This window comes from Zunongwangia sp. SCSIO 43204, assembly GCF_019904275.1.
GTDB classification, from domain to species: domain Bacteria; phylum Bacteroidota; class Bacteroidia; order Flavobacteriales; family Flavobacteriaceae; genus Zunongwangia; species Zunongwangia mangrovi.
In genome coordinates this window covers 3,072,473-3,094,738 of sequence record NZ_CP063204.1, presented here as the reverse complement: position 1 = coordinate 3,094,738, position 22,266 = coordinate 3,072,473, and the positions used below count along the sequence as shown (strand labels likewise).

10 protein-coding genes are annotated in these 22,266 nt (G+C 35.2%); 2 read left to right on the top strand and 8 right to left on the bottom strand.

The window, feature by feature from the left end:
* Window positions 1–6: 6 nt before the first annotated feature.
* From galB to INR75_RS13770, 5 genes are all read right to left on the bottom strand, one after another.
* Window positions 7–2,508 carry a beta-galactosidase GalB gene (gene galB / locus INR75_RS13790; protein WP_223089227.1) on the bottom strand — a complete coding sequence of 834 codons (2,502 nt, stop codon included), beginning with the start codon at window positions 2,506–2,508 and terminating at the stop codon, window positions 7–9.
* Between the two features lie 51 nt (window positions 2,509–2,559).
* A complete protein-coding gene (locus INR75_RS13785; RefSeq protein ID WP_223089226.1) occupies window positions 2,560–3,402 on the bottom strand; it encodes a hypothetical protein in 843 nt (280 codons plus the stop codon).
* A gap of 23 nt (window positions 3,403–3,425) precedes the next feature.
* Window positions 3,426–5,003, bottom strand: coding sequence for a RagB/SusD family nutrient uptake outer membrane protein (locus tag INR75_RS13780; protein WP_223089225.1), 1,578 nt, complete (start codon window positions 5,001–5,003; stop codon window positions 3,426–3,428).
* A 10-nt stretch (window positions 5,004–5,013) separates the two neighbouring features.
* Entirely contained in the window at window positions 5,014–8,118 is a 3,105-nt protein-coding gene (locus tag INR75_RS13775; protein WP_223089224.1) for a TonB-dependent receptor, read from the bottom strand.
* A gap of 312 nt (window positions 8,119–8,430) precedes the next feature.
* Entirely contained in the window at window positions 8,431–12,561 is a 4,131-nt protein-coding gene (locus INR75_RS13770; protein WP_223089223.1) for a hybrid sensor histidine kinase/response regulator transcription factor, read from the bottom strand.
* 348 nt (window positions 12,562–12,909) lie between these two features.
* Between INR75_RS13770 and INR75_RS13765 the strand changes: the two genes are divergently transcribed.
* Entirely contained in the window at window positions 12,910–14,415 is a 1,506-nt protein-coding gene (locus tag INR75_RS13765; protein WP_223089222.1) for a family 43 glycosylhydrolase, read from the top strand.
* A gap of 302 nt (window positions 14,416–14,717) precedes the next feature.
* Window positions 14,718–15,044 (top strand): multidrug efflux SMR transporter, encoded by a 327-nt coding sequence (locus INR75_RS13760; RefSeq protein ID WP_092543831.1) that lies wholly within the window; start codon window positions 14,718–14,720, stop codon window positions 15,042–15,044.
* 302 nt (window positions 15,045–15,346) lie between these two features.
* Here INR75_RS13760 and INR75_RS13755 read toward each other — a convergent pair whose 3' ends face one another.
* From INR75_RS13755 to INR75_RS13745, 3 genes are all read right to left on the bottom strand, one after another.
* On the bottom strand, window positions 15,347–16,813 hold the full coding sequence (locus tag INR75_RS13755) for a metallophosphoesterase family protein (RefSeq protein ID WP_223089221.1): 1,467 nt from the start codon (window positions 16,811–16,813) through the stop codon (window positions 15,347–15,349).
* Window positions 16,814–16,882: 69 nt separating this feature from the next.
* On the bottom strand, window positions 16,883–18,610 hold the full coding sequence (locus INR75_RS13750) for a SusD/RagB family nutrient-binding outer membrane lipoprotein (RefSeq protein WP_223089220.1): 1,728 nt from the start codon (window positions 18,608–18,610) through the stop codon (window positions 16,883–16,885).
* 11 nt (window positions 18,611–18,621) lie between these two features.
* Window positions 18,622–22,185 carry a SusC/RagA family TonB-linked outer membrane protein gene (locus INR75_RS13745; protein WP_223089219.1) on the bottom strand — a complete coding sequence of 1,188 codons (3,564 nt, stop codon included), beginning with the start codon at window positions 22,183–22,185 and terminating at the stop codon, window positions 18,622–18,624.
* Window positions 22,186–22,266: the final 81 nt, after the last annotated feature.

The following is a 22,266-nucleotide window of genomic DNA, read 5'->3' as shown; positions in this document are numbered from 1 at the left end:
GCTATTCTAATTGGATTTTAGCACTACGCTTTTACTTTCTAATCCTGCTGAATTAGCCGAAATTCTAATTTCTCCAGTCTGTTTTGTGGATTGAACAATTACCAAACATTTTCCATTAAGTGCACGATGTGATTTACCCTTGAAAGATTCGTGATTAGTTGGATCACCACTGGCAACACCAACAATTTTTCCTGGGCCCTCGATTTCGAAATCAATTTGATTATTTGCTCTGGGCGCTAATATTCCTTTGGCATCAGTTATATTCACCGTAACAAATGAAAGATCTAATCCGTTTGCTTGAAGTTCTTTTCGATCTGGAGATAACTCTATTTTAGCAGGTTTTGAAGCTGTTTTTATTTCAGTCTCTTTTACAACTCTTCCGTTTTTTCTGGAAACCGCTTTTAAAGTTCCTGGTTGAAATGGAAATCGCCACATTACATGAAGCTCCTCACCTTTTTTAGATTTGGATCCCTTAGACTCTCCATTAAGAAATAATTCTACCTCATCTGCATTGTTATAATATGCCCAAACATCAACTGTTTGGCCTTGCTCCCAATTCCAGTGGGGTAAAAGGTGAAGCACATCTTCATCTGTCCATTCACTTTTGTACATATAATACACGTCTTTTGGAAAACCTGCCAAATCTACAATTCCGAAATACGAACTTCTTGAAGGCCATTCATATGGTGTTGGTTCTCCGATATAATCAAAACCGGTCCAGATAAAAAATCCAGATAGAAAGTCGTTCTTTTTAATGATCTTCCAGCTGGTTTCGTGTAATGATCCCCAAGGTGTTCTAACCTGATCGAATGCTGAAATTGTTTGATCTGGATTGCCGCCTGTAAAAACCTTATCCCAGCGTACCGGCCAGATCTTTGTAGTATCCGATGGAAACTCATAATAACCCCTGGTTTGTAGGCCAGAAGTAGTTTCTGTAGCAATAAAAGGGGTGTTTGGAAAGTTTAACTGATGTTTTTCCCAGGTTTGATGGGCATAATTATAACCTATCAAATCTAAAGCACCTGATCCTGCTAACGAATTAGGTTTATCTGCAGTTTCTTCAAATTGAATTGTAACTTCTTTATCTGAAACATGAACTGGAGGATTCATCCCTGCGGTTACCGGACGAGTACTATCTAAGCCTTTAACGATATTAGATAATTCTACACCAATTTTTGCTCCTTTATTACTCCATTGTTCCTGAATTTCGTTCCCGATACTCCACATAAAAACACTGGGATGATTTCTATCTCTTTTGATTAGATCACTAAGATCCTGCTCATGCCATTTGTCCCAATATTGGCTATAATCGTGCTTTGTTTTGGCAGTAGTCCAGATATCAAAGGCTTCATCCATTACAATAAATCCCATTTGATCACATAAATCCAATAATTCTGGCGCTGGAGGGTTATGAGCTGTACGAATTCCGTTTACGCCCATTTCTTTCAAAATCTCTAATTGTCTTTCTATTGCCCTAATATTAATTGCTGCTCCTAAAGGACCAAGATCATGATGCATGCAAACACCACGGATTTTTTGAGATTTTCCATTCAGTATAAATCCTTTTTCGAGATCGAATTCAAAATCACGAATACCAAAGCTGGTTTCGAAACGATCTATTCGGTTTTTATTCTGAATAATATCTATTTGAGCCTTATACAACAAAGGAGAATCTATTGACCATAGCTTGGGATTAAGGATTGTAAGCTCTTTATTAAAATTAATTGCTGAATTGGCAGTTATGCTTAATGCTAAATTTTCGGACTTAACTATTTCCTGGTTACCCTGAAATATAGTTACCTGAACTTCAATTTCTTCATCTTTAGCAAATTCATTTTTAATTTCAGCAGTAATATTTACCAGAGCTTTCTCCTCTGAAATATTAGGTGTTGTAATAAAAGTCCCCCAATTAGGAATATGAATTTTATTAAGTTTCTTTAACCATACATTTCGATAAATTCCACTTCCTGAATACCACCTGGAATTAGGCTGATCACCATTATCTGCTTTTACTACGATCGTATTATCTTTAGATCCGAAATTAAGATAAGGGGTAAGATCATATTCAAATCCTATATACCCATTAGGACGTTTTCCCAAATAACTGCCATTTATCCAGACTTCACTATTTTGATACACTCCATCGAATTGAATCTTATACAAACGAGTACTGTCTTCAACAGGAATATTAAATGATTTTTTATAATAGCCTACACCACCAGAAAGAGCTCCTCCGCCTATCCCTGCCGAACTATTTTCATCAAATTCCTGATAAATACTCCAGTCATGAGGCAAATCTATAGCCTGCCAAGCATTAGCATTTAAAGCTTCATTAAGGCTCTTAATTGTATCGTTCTTATAGAATTTCCAATTCTCAGTAAATAGTTGTTTACGATCTGATAATTTTGAAGCTTCCTCCTTTTTCTGGCAAGCAAAAAGAATGAAAGATAGTATAGCAACTATGCCTATGGATGACTTATTAATAATGTACTGTTTATAAGCAATCATGGGTGATGTATAAAAATGCCGGCAGCAATTTGCTACCGGCTAATATTCTTATTATTTAGGTCTGTAATGAAAAACTATTTGGGCAACTCCTTCCCCTGTCCTTGATTGGTCTCTAACAACTGCAAGTCTTAAAGAGTTTTCTGAAATCTCTACAACATTTACAGATGTCCAATTACTAACATCTCCATAATAATCACCTCCAAAAAGTACATCTACTCCTCCATTAAATCGGATAGTATGATTATCGATATTGTAATTAAAAGAACCAGTAGAAGTCGTTTGACTATCAGAGTTTATAGCTGTTTGGGTTACCTCAACATTATATCCTCCATCAAGGTTAAACGTCATTTCGCCCCAGTCTTTATTCTCCATTACCCATTCGTTTCCTGCATAATCAGGAAACCAGTTCCAGTAATCTGAACCACTTTCGTTGTATGGATAATCTAAGCCGGCCCATCCAACAGGGCTAGTCATATCTAAAACCCAAGTCTTACCTTCAACTCCGTTAGTAAGCATAGCCCACTCTTCTTCGCTAAAATATTCTTCATCATTTGAAGATACTTCTACACTTACAGGATCTGCCTCTACTGCTCCACCTTTTGTATATGCAGTGTAATAAACATTATAACTACCCGCGAAAGGTAAAGTGACCCTTAGACTATCTTCATTGGATGTACCAATCTGGCTGCCATTGGCATCAGTATAGCTCCAGTAAGAAATGTAATCTGGTTCCATGCTTTGCAGAATAAGCTCATTATCATTTCCATCAGCCTGGGTTACCATAAAGTTTAATTGATCGCCCTGCAATTCTACATCAGGGAAACTATATTCATCCTGGCAAGAAGTTAGCAACAGGCCAAACAAAGCTATAAGTATGTTATTTATATGTTTCATCTTTTATAAGTTTAAAGTTTGTATTACCAACCTGGATTTTGTTCTATAGCTCCATTGGACAATAATATCTGTGATTGAGGAATTGGAAACCATCCATTGGTTTCGGTTCTAAAGGTCACATCAAATTGCGAACCGTCGCCAGAGTTATCAATAGCCTCTTTAGCGCGTTGCAAACTCCAACGAATAAGATCGAAGTAACGTTTACCCTCTAAGGCAAGCTCAAGTCTTCTTTCTTCCATTATATTTTCTTTGGTGACAGCAATTGAATGTGCATCATCCTGAAATGCTCTTGCTCTAACACGATCCAGACATTCCTGAGCAAATCCCTGATCGCTATCCATATTTAATTCCGCAGCCATTAAAAGAACTTCAGAAAAACGAATAACAGCATAGTCTTCAAATCCATCAATCTGGATATCTCCACCATTTGCCGCAACTACGGCTTCACCTGCTTCGTTGGTTATAGGAGCATATTTTTTCCAGGATAATCCTGTGTGTTGACGTTGTCCTCTAGAATCATTGTCAAACTCTAATCCTTCTTCGTCGTAATTAATGATCGTAGCATCACGACGAGTATCACCTACTGCATAGGCATTATATAGCTCTGGGTTTACAGGTGCTCCTCCCCATCCATAAGCGTATGGCCCTAAATTACTTCCACGAGTTGCTATATTTACCTGAAAACGGTTTCCTTCATTTAAATCCCAGTTTCCATTTCCTGAACTATTATATCGAATAGCCCAAACCATCTCGGCATTACCTTCACCGACATAATTTTCCATAGAAGCTGCAAGCCACAATCTGGAGAAATCATCTATTAATTCGTGTCCGCTATTATTTACTACATCATTGATATATGCAGTTGCCTCTTGTCTAGAAACAACTCCGGCCAAATCTGAAGCCTCATAATAATCTGTATAGAATAGAAATGCTTTTGCTAAGTATGCTTCTGCTGCCCACTTGGTCACCCTACCGTAATCTGGGCTGTTATTTAAACTGTAATTTTCATCACCCAAATTTTCTGCTGCGAACCTAAAGTCCTCAGCGATTAATGCGTAAGTTTCCTCAGCTGGAGCTCTGGGACTTTCAAACTCTTCAGGACTTAAAGTATGATCTAAAGGAACAATATCACCAAACATTCTAGCCAATTCAAAATGATAATGAGCTCTTAAAAATTTAGCTTCAGCTTCATATTGCGTTCTAAGATCTTCGTTGCCTTCCCAATTGATACCTTCTAGATTCTCTAATAAAATATTTGCTCTATAGATCCCGGTATAACAAATCTCCCAAACAGGACGATTCATCTCTAGATCAGATCCAAACTGAAATCTATCCCATTCTAAGGAAACCTGGTTATCTGCAGTTCCAAAACCACCAAAGCAATTGTCTGATGCAATTTCAGAAGTAAGCAAAAATCCACCGTAACCTTCTCTTTGTAATATATCGTAAGCAGCTACCAAACCTTCAAAAGCATCTTCTGGGGTTTGATAGAAGTTATCTTCTGTTCTTTCTGTATAAGGATCGTTTTCAATAAAATCGTCTGTACAGGAGGCTACCAATCCTAAAGAAGCTATCCCGAGTATTTTTATATATTTTTTCATAATTCTTTTTTTAGAAATTTACATTTAGACCAACCATGTATGTTCTAGGCTGTGGATAGTATCCAACATCGATTCCTCGAGCCCAGGATTGATTTACGTTACCAAAACCAATTTCTGGATCCATTCCCTTGTAATTGGTAAAAGTGTAAAGGTTATTACTGGTCACGTAGATTCTAAATCTTGAAAATGCATCAAGTTGATCGGTAAGCTTCGTTAGATCTACCCCAAGATTTACGGTTTTAATTCTTAAGAAATCTGCGTCTTCTATATATAAATCTGAAAAGCGAGTATAGTTACCATTCGAGGTTGTTCCCCATGTTGCTCTAGGTAAACTATTAGAACTACCTTCTGCAGTCCATCTGTTAACGATCTCTGTTGTATAGTTGTAAAAAGGTCTTGAATAATCTCTTACTCCGTAAACATTTTGGAAGCCGGCCATACCATAAGTATAAACCGAGAAATCAAATGCTTTATACTGAAGTTGGATATTAAATCCGAAATTTAAGTTTGGATTTGGATTTCCAATTTCTGTCTTATCATCCTGATTAATTTGACCGTCGCCATTAAGGTCTACGAATCTTACATCTCCGGGTTGAGCATTAGGCTGGATAAGTTGACCGTTTTGCGAATACTGCTGAATTTCAGACTGATTTTGGAATATCCCATCTGTTTTTAATCCGTAGAAATATCCAATTGGATGTCCAACTTCAACTCTATTCATCTCGTCTAATCCCTGGAAAAGTAGATTACTTTCTCCATGAATAATTCCTTCGGAATTTGCAATTCTTAATACTTCATTCTTATTGTAAGATACATTCGCGTTTAAATTAAGGCTCCAATCTTCTCCAAAATCTTTGCTATAACCAGCATTAAATTCTATCCCTTCGTTACGAATATCACCTCCATTAATAAAAGGAGCATTTGCACCAGCAATTAATGGAACCGAAGCTTGTACCAACCAGTCTTTAGTTTCTTTTCTATAGTAATCGAACGTAAGTGTTATGTCTGAAAAAATTCTGGCATCAAAACCAATATCAAACTGCTCTGAAGTTTCCCATTTTAGATCTGGGTTAGATAAATCGTCTGGACTGGATCCTACTTCCAAAGGCATTTCATTATCCCCTGTACCGAAGTGATAGTTTTTATTGTAAGAACTAATGGTAGAAATATAAGCGAATTGTTGACTAAACTGATCATTTCCGTTTTGTCCCCAACTTCCTCTTAATTTTAAGGAATTGATGAAGGAATCTTCTGAGAAGAAGTTTTCTCTATCGATATTCCAACCTACTGAAAATGCAGGAAAATAGGCATATTTATTATTGCTACCGAATTCTGATGACCCATCTCTTCTTAAAGTTGCAGTAAATAAATATTTACTATCATAGTCATAAAGCAATCTGGTGAAATAAGATTGAATACTATAATCTACTCTGCTTCCACTTACGGTGTTTTGTGTAGGATCTGTAGCATTAGATAAATAAGCATGTTCAAAATCATTGAATATTAGATCTCTACCAGTGGCAGACTGATTTTCATATACATTTTGCCTAGCTGAAGTACCTAATAAAAAATCAATATTATGTACATCTGCAATCGTCGTTTTATAATTAAGCGTATTCTCCCAAATCCACGATACTGTTCTACTTGAACTTTGTGTTACCTGAGATGTGCTATTGTAGGCTACATTAGAAAGTTCGTAAAGTGGGTTAAAAGCACGATAATTGTTATCATTGATATCTACACCAAAACTAGTTCTAAAAGTAAAGTCGCTATGTGAAGCCTCAGCAAAAATATTTCCTACAGCACGATTTGTTTTACTTTCATTAAAATTTCCGTAATACAAAGACCCTAGAGGGTTAGTAATATCAGAACTTATATCTGAGCCTGCATAACTTCCATCTTCATTATATACCGGCATGCTTGGTGGAGCATTTAAAAAACCTCTAATATTGTTGCTATAGATACCCGCATCAGAAACACCTTTATTATACTCGTTAGCAAAAGAAAAGTTTTCACCGATCTTTAAATGATCTTCGATAATATCGTAGGTGATATTGGTGTTAAAAGTTATACGATCGTATTGAGACTGATCTGTTTGACTACCAATTATACCTTCTTGTCCAAAATAAGAGAGTCCGGTAGAATAATTTACTTTATCTGTTCCTCCAGATATTAAGGCTGAATAATTCTGTTTAATGGCTCCGTTATTAAAAAGCTCATCCTGCCAATCGGTATTTGGTAGATTTTCTAATTCCTGCTGAGAATAAAGAGGTGCGTAACCCGAGTTTACTCGGGCTTCATTCATTATAATACCATATTCACGACTATTCAATAAGTCTAAAGTTCTGGCAACTTCCTGAAAACCTATGTAACTGTTTATAGAAACACTGGTTACTCCTTTCTTTCCTTTTTTGGTAGTCACTAAAACAACACCATTCGCTGCTCTGGCCCCATAAATAGAAGCCGCTGAAGCATCTTTTAGAATATCTACTCGCTCGATAACGGAGGGGTCTAAATATCCTATACCATTTTCAACTACAACTCCGTCTACAACATAAAGTGGAGAATTGTTACCAGCAGTTCCTACTCCACGGATGTTTACGGTCATGTTTGCACCTGGCTGCCCTGAAGTTGATGTGATATTAACTCCAGAAGTTTGTCCCTGTAGTGCACTTGTTGCATCGATACTGGCTGTTTGAATTAAATCATCAGATTCTACCATCGAAGTTGCTGCTGTAGATACCTTTTTACGCTGAGTACCGTAACCTACAACCACAATTTCATCAAGTTCTGCCGTAGAAACCTGTAGACTAATATTGATCTCATTTTGAGTGCCTACAGCAACGGTTTGTGTTTCGAAACCGATGTAGCTGAAAGACAAACTTTCTGAAGCTTCCGCTTCAATCAAATAATTACCATCAAAATCTGTCGTAGTTCCTCTACTTGTTCCTTCTACGATAACGCTAACTCCCGGAATTGGTAAACCATCATCTGCAGAGGTCACGGTTCCGCTAATTTCTTTTTGCTGTGCCCAACCGGTTACACCAAACACGCAAAAAATCATTGCTAATAAATAAGGTTTGATCCTCATTTTTAAAATAGTTTGTTGTTTCATATACATTTCTTTAATGAGGATTTAAAAATATAACCCTCGAAATTTTTTGATTTAAAAATTAAACACCCTTCAAAATGAATAGTAAATAATTCAAACGTTGTAGTAATAAGAACGAAATTATCAAATTGTACTCCTTAACAAGGGTATCAAATCGTTTTATAAAGGGATAAAATGTTTTTGTCTAGTCTGGCAGGCGCCAGCAATACTAGTCTCGCTGAATTTTAACATTAAAACCACATAGATAATTATAAAATCTAAAAAGTTTAGTTGTGAGCAAGAAAAATTGAATCGCTTTTTATCCAATTTTAGAAACTAGGAATGCTTCTTCTTATAAGCAGAAGGAAGAATATCGTATTTCTTCTTGAAGTTTTTAGTAAAATACTTAGGGTTATTAAAGCCTGTTTTGAATGCAATTTCTGATATGGTTAACTGACTTTTTGCTAATAATTCCTTACCCTTTTCTAAACGAATATCAGTGATTAATTCTGAAGGTGTTTTCTCGAATAAACTCAAGGTTTTATTATATAAGAAAGATCGACTAACTCCTAGATCCACCGCTAAGCGTTCCACACCAAAATCTGGATTCTGGTAATTGCTTTTGATTATCTGAAGCACCTTTCTCATCAATTTTTCGTCCTCTGTCTCGATCGTAACCTGATTCGTTATTTTAGGAACCTCAATTTTCTTTCTATAAGCTTCCTGGAAAGACTTTCTTTGTTCTATCAAATTATCGATTCTAGATTTTAAGACTTCTAACTTAAAAGGTTTTGTTATATAATCATTGGCTCCGGCTTTTAAACCAGCAAGTTTATTTTCTTCGCTTTGATTACCCGACAACAAAATAAATGGAATATGTTTAGTACGAGCATCATTTCTAATCTTAAGGCAAAGATCTGTACCTTTCATACCTGGCATCTCCCAATCGCAAATTATTAGATCTGGTACGATAGAAAGTGTTTTTTTCCAACCGGTTTCACCGTCTACAGCAATAAATAAGTTATAGCTTTCTCTAAGTGTTTTTCCTAGATAATTTAAAAACTCTCTGGAATCATCGATTATTAGAACTGTAGGTAAAGAATCATTCTCACCCAGGATCTTATTAGAAATTTTTTCTTTATCAGAAGCAATCTTTATAGGCGGAATCTTTTGAAGTGGTAACTTAATTGTAAATAAGGAACCACTGCCTTCTTTACTATCAACATTTATCTCGCCAGAATACAATTTAACGTATTCCTGTACTAAAGCAAGACCAATCCCGCTACCCGTTTTATTTAAATCGTTGTCTAGATCTGCTTTATAAAATCTATCAAATATCTGTGGCCTGTCTTTCTCGGCAATTCCAACACCAGTATCCTTTACTTTAATGATAAAAATTTTCTTTTCGATATGGTCTTTAGGATCTAATATACTTTCTCCAACTTCTAGACTAACATGTATTTCCCCTCCCTCTGGTGTAAATTTTACCGCATTAGATAGTAAGTTGTAGACGATTTTGTCTAGTTTATCCATATCGAATATGGTAAAGAATTTCGATTCTTCACTAACAAAGAATAACTTCACTCCTTTACTTTCAGCATAGTCTTTAAAACCATTTACTATATCATTGATAAAATCAACAATATTAGCTTTTGACGAAGTTAATAAGGTATCATTTTTTACGTTACCCAAATCTAGCACCTGGTTAATTAAGTTCAGTAAGCGTTGGGCGTTATCGTTTATAATATTGATTTGTTCTTTAACATGTGGACCAAGATGCTGCTGATTTAATCTTGAAACCGGTGATAAGATCATAGACAGCGGAGTTTTAAACTCATGACTAATATTCGTAAAAAAACGAATCTTCATTAAATCCATTTTGTGCAAATGCGCTGCTTCTCTCTTTTCTTGTTGAATTTCAAAGTTTTTTCGTTGTTTCTGAATAATTCTTCTTCTTCCAAGGTAAAGCAGTCCTAGAATAAAGATCACGTAGCCGATGTAGGCATAAATCGTTTTATAGAATGGCGGTAAAATTTCTATACTAAGCATCGCTCCTTCTCGATTCCAAACCTGATCATTATTAGAAGCCTGCACTCTAAAATTATATGTTCCAGGGTCTATATTCGTATATGAAGCAACTCTTTGTGAATTACTTAAGTTTTGCCATCCATTATCGACCCCTTCAAGTTTATATCGATAATTATTTTTTGAAGGCTGAAAAAAGTCCAAAGCGGCAAATTCAATTGAAAAGAAATTTTGATCATGCTTTAAGGTGATCTTTTCAGTTTTATAAAGTGGTTTTTTTAGTAATATCTTATTTCCTATTTTCTCACCTACTGAAATATCTTCATTAAAAAGACTAAATTCAGTAAAAATGATTTTAGGCTTTTTTTCGTTGTATTCAAATTCTTGTGGCTTAAATACATTAAATCCGTGCAATCCACCAACTAATATCTCTCCGTCTTTGTTTTTATAAATAGAATTTTCATTGAACAAATTCCCTTGCAAACCATCCAGATCATTATAAATCTTAAAATCTGGAGATATTCTTCCGTTCATTTCACCAATATCTCCTTTTTTAAATTGAGCTATTCCAAAGGAAGAGGTTATCCAAAGATCGCCATCATCATCTTCTACAATTCCTATTATTTTTTCACCCGGTAAACCGTCTTCTTTTCCGTAGTGATAAAAAACATCATCATTCCCACTGTAAAGATTTAACCCTCTATGAGATCCAACCCACATATTTTCTTGTTTATCCTTATAGATAGCCAGAATGTTATCATCACTCAAACTTGTACTATCCCCAGGAATATGATAAAGATGCTTTACCACATTTTTTAAAGGATCTATGATATCTATCCCGTAAGAAGTTCCTATCCAGATTTTACCATTTTGGTCTTCATTTATAGAAGATATATAATTGGCATGAATAGGAAATTTACCGCCACCTTCAAAAGAATGTATAAACCTGTTATTTTCTTCATCATAGATATCTACACCTCCGGTTAAAGTTCCTATCCAAAGACGTCCCTTAGAATCTTCAAATAGTTCCCAAATATTATCACCTGCTATACTCGTGCTATCTTTGGGATTATGGCGAAAATGCTTAAAACCATCCTTAGTTAATAGATTTAAACCTCCTAAATAAGTTCCGGCCCATAATCGATTTTTACTATCAAAAAGCAGACTAACAATTACATCGCTCGAAATACTATTTGGATCTTCTGCATCGTGGAGGAACTGCTGATATTTTCCGGTTTCCTGATCTAATTTTAGAAGACCTCCACCGTTAGTACCGATATATAAATTTCCTTTAATATCCTCTGTAAATACATTTACATCGTTAAAAGGTAAACTTTCAGGATTCGAAAGCACCTTTTTTTGTAAAGGAAAACGTATAATATTAGGATGATAATAATCAATTCCGTTTTTAAAAGTTCCTATCCAGAGTATACCGTCCTGATCGGCATAAAGTGAAGTAATACTATTATGGGAAAGCGTATTACCTATTTCAGCATTATTTTTTATATATCTTACAGATAGATCGTTAACATCAACTACATTGATTCCTCCAAGATCAGATCCTATCCAGATATTTCCATTTACATCTTTCTCTATAGCACTTATTAGATTACTGCTTAATTGAAGTTCTGTAGACTCTTTGGTATAATTATTTAGTTGATCGTTTTCAATTTGATAATAGAAGACTCCGTAATCTTGAAATAGATGAATCCATAAATCACCATTTTCATCAATAACTAACCTAAAATCATGCTCTTCTTCACCAAAATTTTCTTTTAATTTTTCATATTCAGAAATGATTGAAAAAGAACTGATATCAAGTTTATGAATTAATCCGTTTGTATATATTACCCATAACCCATTTTTATTTGAAACAACTACTGAAGCCGGTCTAAGACCTTTTTGCTTTAAATATGCATTATAGTCTTTCAGATCATCCTTACTGTTTTTTTCATTTACTCTTGTTACTGAAGCATCCTTATGGATCAATAAAAAATCATCTTCAATTGAAACAATATCTTCTACCGGACTATCAGAAATCTGAAAAGATCGCAGAATAGTATTTTGATCACTGGTAAAACTTTGATCTATAGGATCGAAAATATTTATTCCTTCTGGAGTTTCACACCAAATATTACCAAGAGGACCTTTAAAAACTCTTCTAAAATTTCTAGATTGAATTGCAGAAGGATTTGAAGATTTAGGACTGTAATGCTGGAATTCGTAACCATCGTAACGGTTAAGGCCAGAAGTAGTTGCGATCCATAGAAAACCGTTTTCTTCCTTATAAAAATCGTTAACAGCCCCAGGTGACAATCCATCTGCCACTCCTTTATGCGCAAAGCGGTATTCTGGATTTAATGCATTTATAGCACTATCCTCTTGCGAATAACTACAAAAAGAAAATATGATAAAAACATATAAGAAGTAAATACCTCTCATCTAAAATCCTTCCTTTTATTTAATATTTTAAATTGAACTTGATCTACACTGCCCCAATTAAAATAACTTCTATTCTTTAATCCTGAATTCACTAAGCGCTTCAATATGGAACTGATTACGTAATTTGAATTGATAACAACTAAAAAAACAAGACAAAAATTTTAGTGATTTTTCTTAGATTTTTGCCAAATTACTAATAGTTTTGATGACTACAAGTTTAAATTCAACTTATCTTGTGACCAAATTAAATGGAACTATTTTATCAATACGTTAAAAATAGTGCTTTAGCATCTCAAATATATTTTAATAATTCATTTTACAAAAAATAATACTCTAACTATACATACAATGAAAAAACTTTTAATACTAATTTTAGCTTTTCCTCTATTGGTTCAGGCTCAATTCCAAAATGATCAGGTTAAAGAAGGTACTTTTGAGAACCCTATTTTTAAAGGAGATTATCCAGACCCAAGTTTACTAGTAGATGGCGAAGATTTTTATGTAGTTCATTCTTCATTTGAATATTATCCAGGCTTAACGATCTGGCATTCTAAAGATCTTATTAACTGGAAACCTGTTACCAATGCGCTTACCACTTATTTAGGATCAATATGGGCTCCAGATCTGGTGAAGTATAACGGGAAATACTATATCTATTTCCCTGCCAATGACACTAATTATGTGATCGTAGCAAATGATATTAACGGCCCTTGGAGTGAACCTATAGATTTAGAAATTGGAAATATTGATCCGGGACATATCGCAGATGATAAAGGTAATAGATATCTGTATTTTAGTAATGGGGGTTATGTTCCATTAGCCAAAGACGGACTCTCTATTACCGGTGAATTTGAAAAATCCTATGACGGCTGGCCTATCCCTGAAGACTGGACAATCAAATGTTTTTGCATGGAAGGTCCAAAATTATTCAAAAAAGGAGATTATTATTATCTAACCGTGGCAGAAGGAGGAACTGCTGGTCCAGCCACTGGTCATATGGTTGTTTCTGCAAGATCCAAATCTCCTACCGGTCCCTGGGAAAATTCTCCTTATAATCCAATAAAAAGAGCTCAAAGTAAAGAGGACCAATGGTGGTCTGTAGGACATGCTACGGTGTTCGAAGCTAGCAAGGATAATTGGTGGATGATATTACATGCTTACGAAAAAGATTATTACAATAGAGGAAGACAAACTATTTTAGCGCCATTAGAATGGACAGAAGACGGTTGGTTTAAAGTGCCAGAGGATTTTAATTTAACCGAAGCTTATAAACTTCCCCTAGAAAAAGGACGAACTAATAATTATTCTTTGAACGATGATTTTTCTGATAAAGAATTAGGAGCTCAATGGAAATTTTACAAAAAAATAGATAGCTCCAGGTTCGAGTTTACAGGCAATTCATTGAATCTTAAAGCTAAAGGTAATTCACTGGCCGAAAGTTCTCCACTACTTACAGTTCCTTACAGCCATTATTATGAAGCTGAAGTAGAAATGGAAATCGAAGGAGAAGCTAAAGGTGGCTTAGTTTTATTTTATAATGAAAAAGCAGGATCTGGAATTCTAAGTAGTTCGAAAGATATTTTGGCCAATTTACGAGGATGGCAGTTTGTTACTGAAGAAAATGTAGTAGATTCTCATGTTTTTTTGAAAATTAAAAACATCAAAGGAACGGTAGATATGTTTTACAGTAAAGATGGAGAAAACTGGATTAAAATAGAAAATTCAGCTGAAGTATCGGCTTATCACCATAATGTTCTAAGTGGTTTCTTAAGTTTAAGAATCGGACTTGTTTCAATGGGAGAAGGAATGGTGAAATTTAAAGATTTCAAATACACCACAATCGAAAATGATTAAGAATAGAACTAAATTTAATCAATTTTATACATTACAAATCGATCTTTTAGCCAAAGGTATGGGTACAGAATTTTGTTTATAATAGCCTAATTTACAGCTTAAACCATATTGATTACTAAAAACAAACCTCGCTTTAAGTGGGGTTTTGTTTTTAGAAGTATTATTTAATTTACAAAGAGCATAAAAACTTGTCAAATTCAATGATTATCAATTTTTGAGGTTTTTCAACTAAAATCTATACTTATCTAATCTATCAAATTTCAGTACTGAATTCTTTCTATTTTTGCTGAAATTTATAAGCTATGAATTGGATACTTTTAATTATTGCCGGCTTGTTTGAAATGCTTTTTGCTATATGTCTGGGTAAGGCAAATCATACTCAAGGAATAATCTCTAAACTTTGGTTTGGCGGGTTTTTAATCTGCCTATTTCTAAGCATGACTTTGCTTGTAAAAGTAACAAAGGTACTTCCTATTGGTACAGCTTATGCAGTTTGGACTGGAATTGGTGCGGCCGGTACCGTGCTTTTAGGAATATTTGTTTTTAAAGAACCTGCTACTTTCTGGAGGTTATTCTTTATTACCACGTTAATCGGTTCGATTGTTGGTTTAAAGTTGGTATCACACTAACTATTAAAACTATATTTATCAAAGAGATCATATAGTTAGTATATACTAAACTAGATGTTCTTAAAAACTGGCTTTAAAAATATCCAAGATCAGTATCATATATAGTTCATTTTATATAAAAAGCCTCTAATTTCTTAGAGGCTTCTACCAACATGTGAATTAAACACTGCAATCAAACAAACTTACTCTATTAATTTTAATTCGAAAATTTTATTTATTAATAAACAACCTCAGGGAAAGCCCGTAAAGCATTTTTTTTAAGTCGTTTTTACCAAGGCAAGACACAGAGCATTTAATCTCTATTATCGAGTAAAATCACTTTTAAGCCTAACTGGCGTATCCGGAATTCTGTTTTTTAAAATTTTCTTGTTTCCAGTTTTAGTTAAATCAAATGCATCATACAACGTACCTATAGGCGTATATGCTTCATAGCTGAGTTTATTACCTTTTATAGTAATGATCTGAAACAATTGTGTAAACTCACCTCGCCTTTCTATCCATTTCTTATCTGTAGATTCATACATTTTAGGACCACTAACAGATACTGCATAAATGGTTCCTGCATCAGACATAGTAGTAACACCAGATTTTTTATTGCTAATTTGTCCCCTTGCATAAGTATGATCATGTCCTTGTAATACAAGATCCACTTTGTATTTATCTATTAAAGGCTTTAAATGTTCAATAAGAACCGCATTATCCTCTCTTTTTTGAGCCGGTGTGTATAGCGGAAAATGCATAGTTAATGCTGTCCATTTTTTAGTATTATTCTTTAAAATTGAATCTAACCATTGCACCTGTGCTTCTCTATGCTCATCTTTACGATCAAAATTAATACAGTCTATTGAAATTACTTTTAGATCCTGATAATCTACTGCATAAGTGGTTTCAGAAATCTCACTTATTCCTTTTGGTCCGTTTTTAGGTAAATTAAATTGTGGTTGCCATAAAGGCGTAAGTGTTGTGTCTTTATATTCATGATTACCGGGCGTCATAATACTTGGCACCGTAGCATGGATAAAACTACCAGAATAAAACCATTCTCCCCACTGTAAATTAGAATCATGATCGTTTATTAAATCTCCTGCATGTAACATAAAATCTACCGAAGGAAATTTTCTATACGAGTTTCTAATCACACGACTCCACATCGATTTAACCTGGTTTTGAGCATCTCCAAAATAGATAAAACTAAACTCTTCTCCAGTTTTATCTGATGCTGTTGTATATTGAAACCATTCGCTCCATAGCGTATCTCCCTCTAGTTCATTACTCCCTACACGGTAAACATAGGTCGTTTTAGGTTCTAAGCCCGTAATGGATGCCGAGTGATAATTTGCCTTCACCAAAGGTTCGTTATGCTTAACATGTTTATTTTCAAAAACTTCAGTTTTAGCATTTACACATTTAATGTCTCCAAGTTGAAATTCTGGGCCATCTGTGGCAACAGCTACTTCTAATACCGCGTTATTAATTTGTTGATTGGTTCGCCAATTTACAGCGATCATTGTGGCAGCATCTTCAGGAACATTCGCGATAATACGATCTGGCACTTTACTAGGATATAAAAGTTTATGAGCAGGTATAGTATCATTAGCTTCATAATGCGTATGTGAATGACTATGCCCAGTAGCATTTTCATCATGCGAATGAGAATGACCTTCTGTCTCAGTTTCAGTTTTCTTTTCAATATTATTACAAGAGAAAACAGAAAAAATAAGTCCAAGAAATATGGCTGATATTGTTGCTTTTTTGAATACTTTTTTCATTTAAATTGAATTAGATAGAGAGACGACTATAACCTATTTGACCAAGCCGTCTCTTTTAGAATAATTATACTATTGAAGCAACCACATCTCTGACCATTGATCATTTTCTGAAGGGCTTAAACCCGACTCTATGGCTTGCAACATATTGGCTTCATTATAAGTGTCTGAATAAATAAATCGAACAGGAGTATTTTGTCCTCTGGTTCCTGAAATGATATTTTGATTCAGGTTTGGATATCCTGTACGCCTCCAATCAAACCAGGATTCAAACGTTAACCACAAAGAGATCCATTTTTGATGCATTATATGCTGTAGTGGATTTTCAGATTCTTCAAGAATACGGCGAGCATTTTCTAGATATTGCGCTTCGTTAAATGCTACTGTCCTATCTTCTTCCACGTTATAAACAGCATTTTCAGCGCCATCATATATTTCATATTGATCGAAGGATAACTGAATTCCTCTTTCATAATGCGCTGTTTCATCATCAGAGATCCAGCCTCTAAGGCTTGCTTCAGCTAATAAGAATTCAACCTCAGCAGCATTCATAAAAACTGCTTTGACCAAATCGTTGGCATTTTCTGAATATATATCTGTTAGGTATGAGCTATGCGGATTTGCAGCTGCAGCCAAATAAACATCTGGTCTTTCATTTGCAATGGCATCTCCAAAATCGCTTAATGTAGCCGCTCCCATATTAAAATCATTGGGTGCACTCAAAGCAACCGGTAAACCTACATAAAGCGAAGTATTTAAATCATTTTCAAGATTATTATCAGAATTTATTTCAGCAATATCAATACTTGTAATTCTTCTTAATCGGCCATTCTCCAAAACAAGTCCGTCTGTTTCCCCTGCGGTTAATTGTACATCTACCGGACTTATCCACTTGGTTAATCTTGGATCTTCCAGAGCAATTAGATCGTTTACAATTGTTGCTGAAGGTTTTCTTCTGTAAAATTCAGATCTGTTGCTCCAGTTTAATGGACCACCAGGCCAGCTGTTGTTTTCATCTGTACCTATGTAAGAAACAGAAGCATTATCATCGTTGCTATTTATGATTGGTAAATTACCCTGAACTATTTGCGAGAAATTAGAGCGTGCATCTATATCATCCTTTTCAGAAAGGCGCATATAGAATCTAAGTCTTAAAGAATTTGCAAAAGCCTGCCACTTCGCGCTATCGCCGCCATAAACTATATCAGCATCAGCTACTTCTGTTATAACCGCGCCATTACTTAACAGCTCATTTGCCTGTTCAAGATCAGATAAAATACCTAGGAAAACTTCTCTTTGTGAATCGTAAGAAGGCTGAAATGCTTCTCCTCCATTTTCTGCCATTAAAGCTTCACTGTAAGGGACATCACCAAATGCTGAGGTCAGGAAACCAAAACCATAAGCTTTCATGATCAAAGCTACACCCTGGTAATAATTTCGCACTTCACCTTCTTTTTCAGTTTCTGCTCGTTCATAAATGTATTGCGCATTTTTAAGCGGACTATAGAAACTGCTGTAATCTACGGGTGACCACTGATAATTATTTTCTTCGTAACTGGTAAAATCTTTCTGTAAATATTGTGTTGCTGCTGAAAGTTCTCCCCAATCGTAGGATAATTGACTTTGCATTTGTGCTGAAGAACTTAATATTCCTGTTAGTACAAATTTGATGTCAACTTCAGTATCAGCTAAATTATTTGGGCTTACATTGATTTCTGTTAGCGAATCACTGCAGGCAATGTTAAAAGCAAGGATACTCAAAAAGCCAAGCTTTATTATATTCTTTTTAAAAGTTCTCATTTATATAATGATTAAAATCCAACATTTAGTCTAAATCCAACAGGCGCCGTCCATGGAGCCAGATTCCATTTTTCGTGACCTTGCTGGCCTCCATGATAGGCAAGTTCTGGATCGATCCCTATGCCCGCTTCTGTCCATAAAATAATATTCTTAGAGTACAGAGAAAGGGAAATATTATTTGCAGAAATCTTACTAGCTAATTTTTCTGGCAGCGTGTATGTAAAAGTTATATCTCTTAATTTCACAAAAGACGCATCATACATAAAAGCATAGCCAGTACGCCAAAAACTCCCACTAGATTCTACTACGCGGTAAGCATCGAACATTCTGGTTCCCGGGCCTCCAAAATTTTCAGTATAAGTTCCGTCCCCATTATCGATCACTCCTGGAAAAAAAGCTCCATTATAATTACCATTATTCTCAAAACCTCCAAGTTCTTCGGTTCTTCCACCTATCCAAACATCATTATCACGATAAACCGGATTATTTCGAATTTCATTTGCTAAAGCTTCTCGATCTCCACCAAAAGAATTCGCATCTAAAATTCCAGAAAATGTACTTGAACTTACTCCATTTTGCCAGTTTTCGATCTTACCAGAACGAGCCATTCTTTTCATAGATTCTGAAAAGAACTGTCCTCCCTGTCGCCAGTCGAAACTCGCGGATAGTGTAAAGTTCTTATATGAAATAGATGTGGTCATTCCTAAAGTAAAATCATGGTTAAAATTACCTACCTTCTTTTGATTCTCGTAAGTACGATCTACTACCCATCTACCGTTCGCATCCAATAAATTCCAACCTGCATAAGGTCCTTCTTCTACTTTTTGAATATAAGGTGAGTATAGATCACCAATTTCTCCTCCTACCCTGGTGAAAGATCCCATATCACGACCACCGCCAAAAGAAACACGATCTATCCCGTCCACAAGTTCTACCAGTTTACTTTTTTGAGTGGTAAAATTGAAGTCCATATTCCATAAAAAATCCTCACTTTTTATGGGAACCAGATGCATTCCCAATTCAACTCCGTAGTTTTCTACTTTCCCGGCATTAATGGTTGTACTGGTATATCCTGAAAGTGGTGAAGCATTAACATTTAAGATCTGATTACGGTTTTCGTTTTTATAATACGTCGCATCTACACCAAATCGATTATTAAAAAATTTAAGATCTGCACCTACTTCATAAGAAGTTGCTATTTCTGGCTTCAACTGGGTATTAGGCATACTACCTGGCAACGAATAAGTAAAATCTTCCCCCCAATAGCCTTGTGATAATATTGGATGAATAGCATAAGGAGATGTGTCTTTTCCTACCTCGGCCCAACCTGAACGAAGTTTTATTAAAGATATCCATGATGGCATTTGTGTTATTTCTGAAAGTAAAACACTTCCAGATACCGATGGATAGAAATATGACCTATTTTCACGAGGAAGCGTACTCGACCAATCGTTTCTTGCAGTAACATCTAGAAAAGCAATGTCTCTAAATCCTAAAGAAAGTAATCCATAAGCACTATAGATCGCTTTTTCTGAAAATGCATTGGCATAATTTAGACCACCTCGTGCTACATTAGATAACGTAAATAATCCTGGTAACACAAGATTATCACCTCCCGCATTAAAACTTTCTCCTTTAGAATTTAGAATATTACCACCAGCAGAGGCAGAAACATTAAAATCCTTTAGATCTTTAGTATAGCTGAAAAGTACCTCTGCATTCGATTCTCTATCCAATGCTCTATTAATAAAATAGGAACCAAATGGTTGCGTATTACCAAAGCCCTGGTATGACCACGGACGAATAATTTCCTGTCTATTATTATTGCTGCTATGAGAAACTCTTGCAAGTGCATTAAACTCATCGCTTATTTTCCAATTTAGTTCAAGATTTCCAAAACCTCGAATTCTGTCAAAACGGTTTTGGCGTTCTCTACTAAACCACCATGGGTTATTGTAACCCTCTGTAATATTTCTTTGCTGAACATTATTCTCTAGCCAAATTTGATCTTTAAGATCGTTAATGTTGATATGCGGTGCGATATTATAGATGTCAAAATATTCATCATTACCACCAATTAAGTTTGAAGGATAATTATCTGAATTAGAATTGGTAAGATTAAGGTTTAAGGATAAATTTACATTTTCTGCAATTTTATAGTTTGTTCCTAGATTTAAACCTATACGCTTAAGTTCTGCTTCAGGTGTTATTCCCTCTCCACTTAGATGTGAAATTCCAAGTCTAAAATCTCCTTTTTCGTAGGAACCAGAAACCGTAGCATCATTGATCGTTGTTACGCCAGTGGTAAAATAATCTTCCAGACTGTTATCATAAAATTGTAATGGAGCGGCTTCCCCATTTGTATTCCATTGTACTGCCTGTGCACCTTCTTCCGCTCCGTACCAATGCTGCCAGGTGGCTTCGTTAAATAAACCACGCTGCCCATTGGTGAAACGATTCTGTAAATCGAAGTATTTATAAGGATTATTAATGGTTAAAGTTGAATTTAGGCTTACCCCTATCCCTTTTTGAATGCCTTTACCAGACTTTGTTGTAATTAATATCACGCCATTTCCTGCTCTGGATCCATATAATGCAGCTGCACTTGCTCCTTTTAGTACACTTACAGATTCGATATCCATTGCACTTATATCTCCCATCACGCTAGCGTCTCCTACGGGCGCTCCATCAATAACTACCAAAGGTTGATCATTTCCAGTTAATGAGGTTCTTCCTCTAATAGTCACGTAAGATGGTGCAAAAACGTCATTTCCAGCTCTGCTCACATTTAGTCCAGAAACTTTTCCAGATAATCCGCCTAACACATTTTCCTGCGGAACTAAATTTAAACGTTCAGAATCTACTTCTCCAACGGCATATCCTAAAGCTTTTTTCTCTCGCTTCATTCCTAAAGCCGTAATTACTACTTCATCCAGATCAGCTGCGCTGGGAGATAATTGAATATTTATCGTAGCGCCCTCATCAACCTCAATTTCCTGAGTTTTGTATCCAATGAAGGAAACAATGAGCATGGCATTTTCCGAAGAAATAGAAATACTAAATTCCCCTTCAAAATTTGTTACCACACCATTAGAAGTTCCTTTTTCGATAACACTTGCGCCCGGTAGCGGAAGCCCATTTTCATCTGAGATCATTCCCTTTACCAAGAACTGCTGTTGCTTATTGTCGGTTTCAGAATGTGAAGGCAGCGGCTTCTTTTCTGTTAAATGAATTTGTTTGTCCTGCTCTACAACAGTGTATGCTGTAGAACTTTTATCGAACATCAATTTTAAAACTTCGGTTAAAGGTTTCTTTACAACCTTGATGTTTATTTTTCGACTTAGATTTACATTTTTAACTCGGTAAATAAAATGAAAATCAGATTGATTTTCGATCTCATCTATTAATTGATAAATACTAACATCTTTATGATCGAAAGTAATTTTTGTTTTTTGTGCCAAAGAATCATTGGCCTTCATACTAAAGACAGATAAAAAAAGTAAAAGGCTTATTCTCATTTTTAATTTATCGAATAAAGGTTTTGGTCTTCTTTTAGGTTTAAGAAGTTTTTTCATACTTTTAAAGCATTATTAAGTGATTGTTTTTTGTGACAGTCTAAAATTTACAGATCGGGAAATGTTGCCGCATTTTCCGAT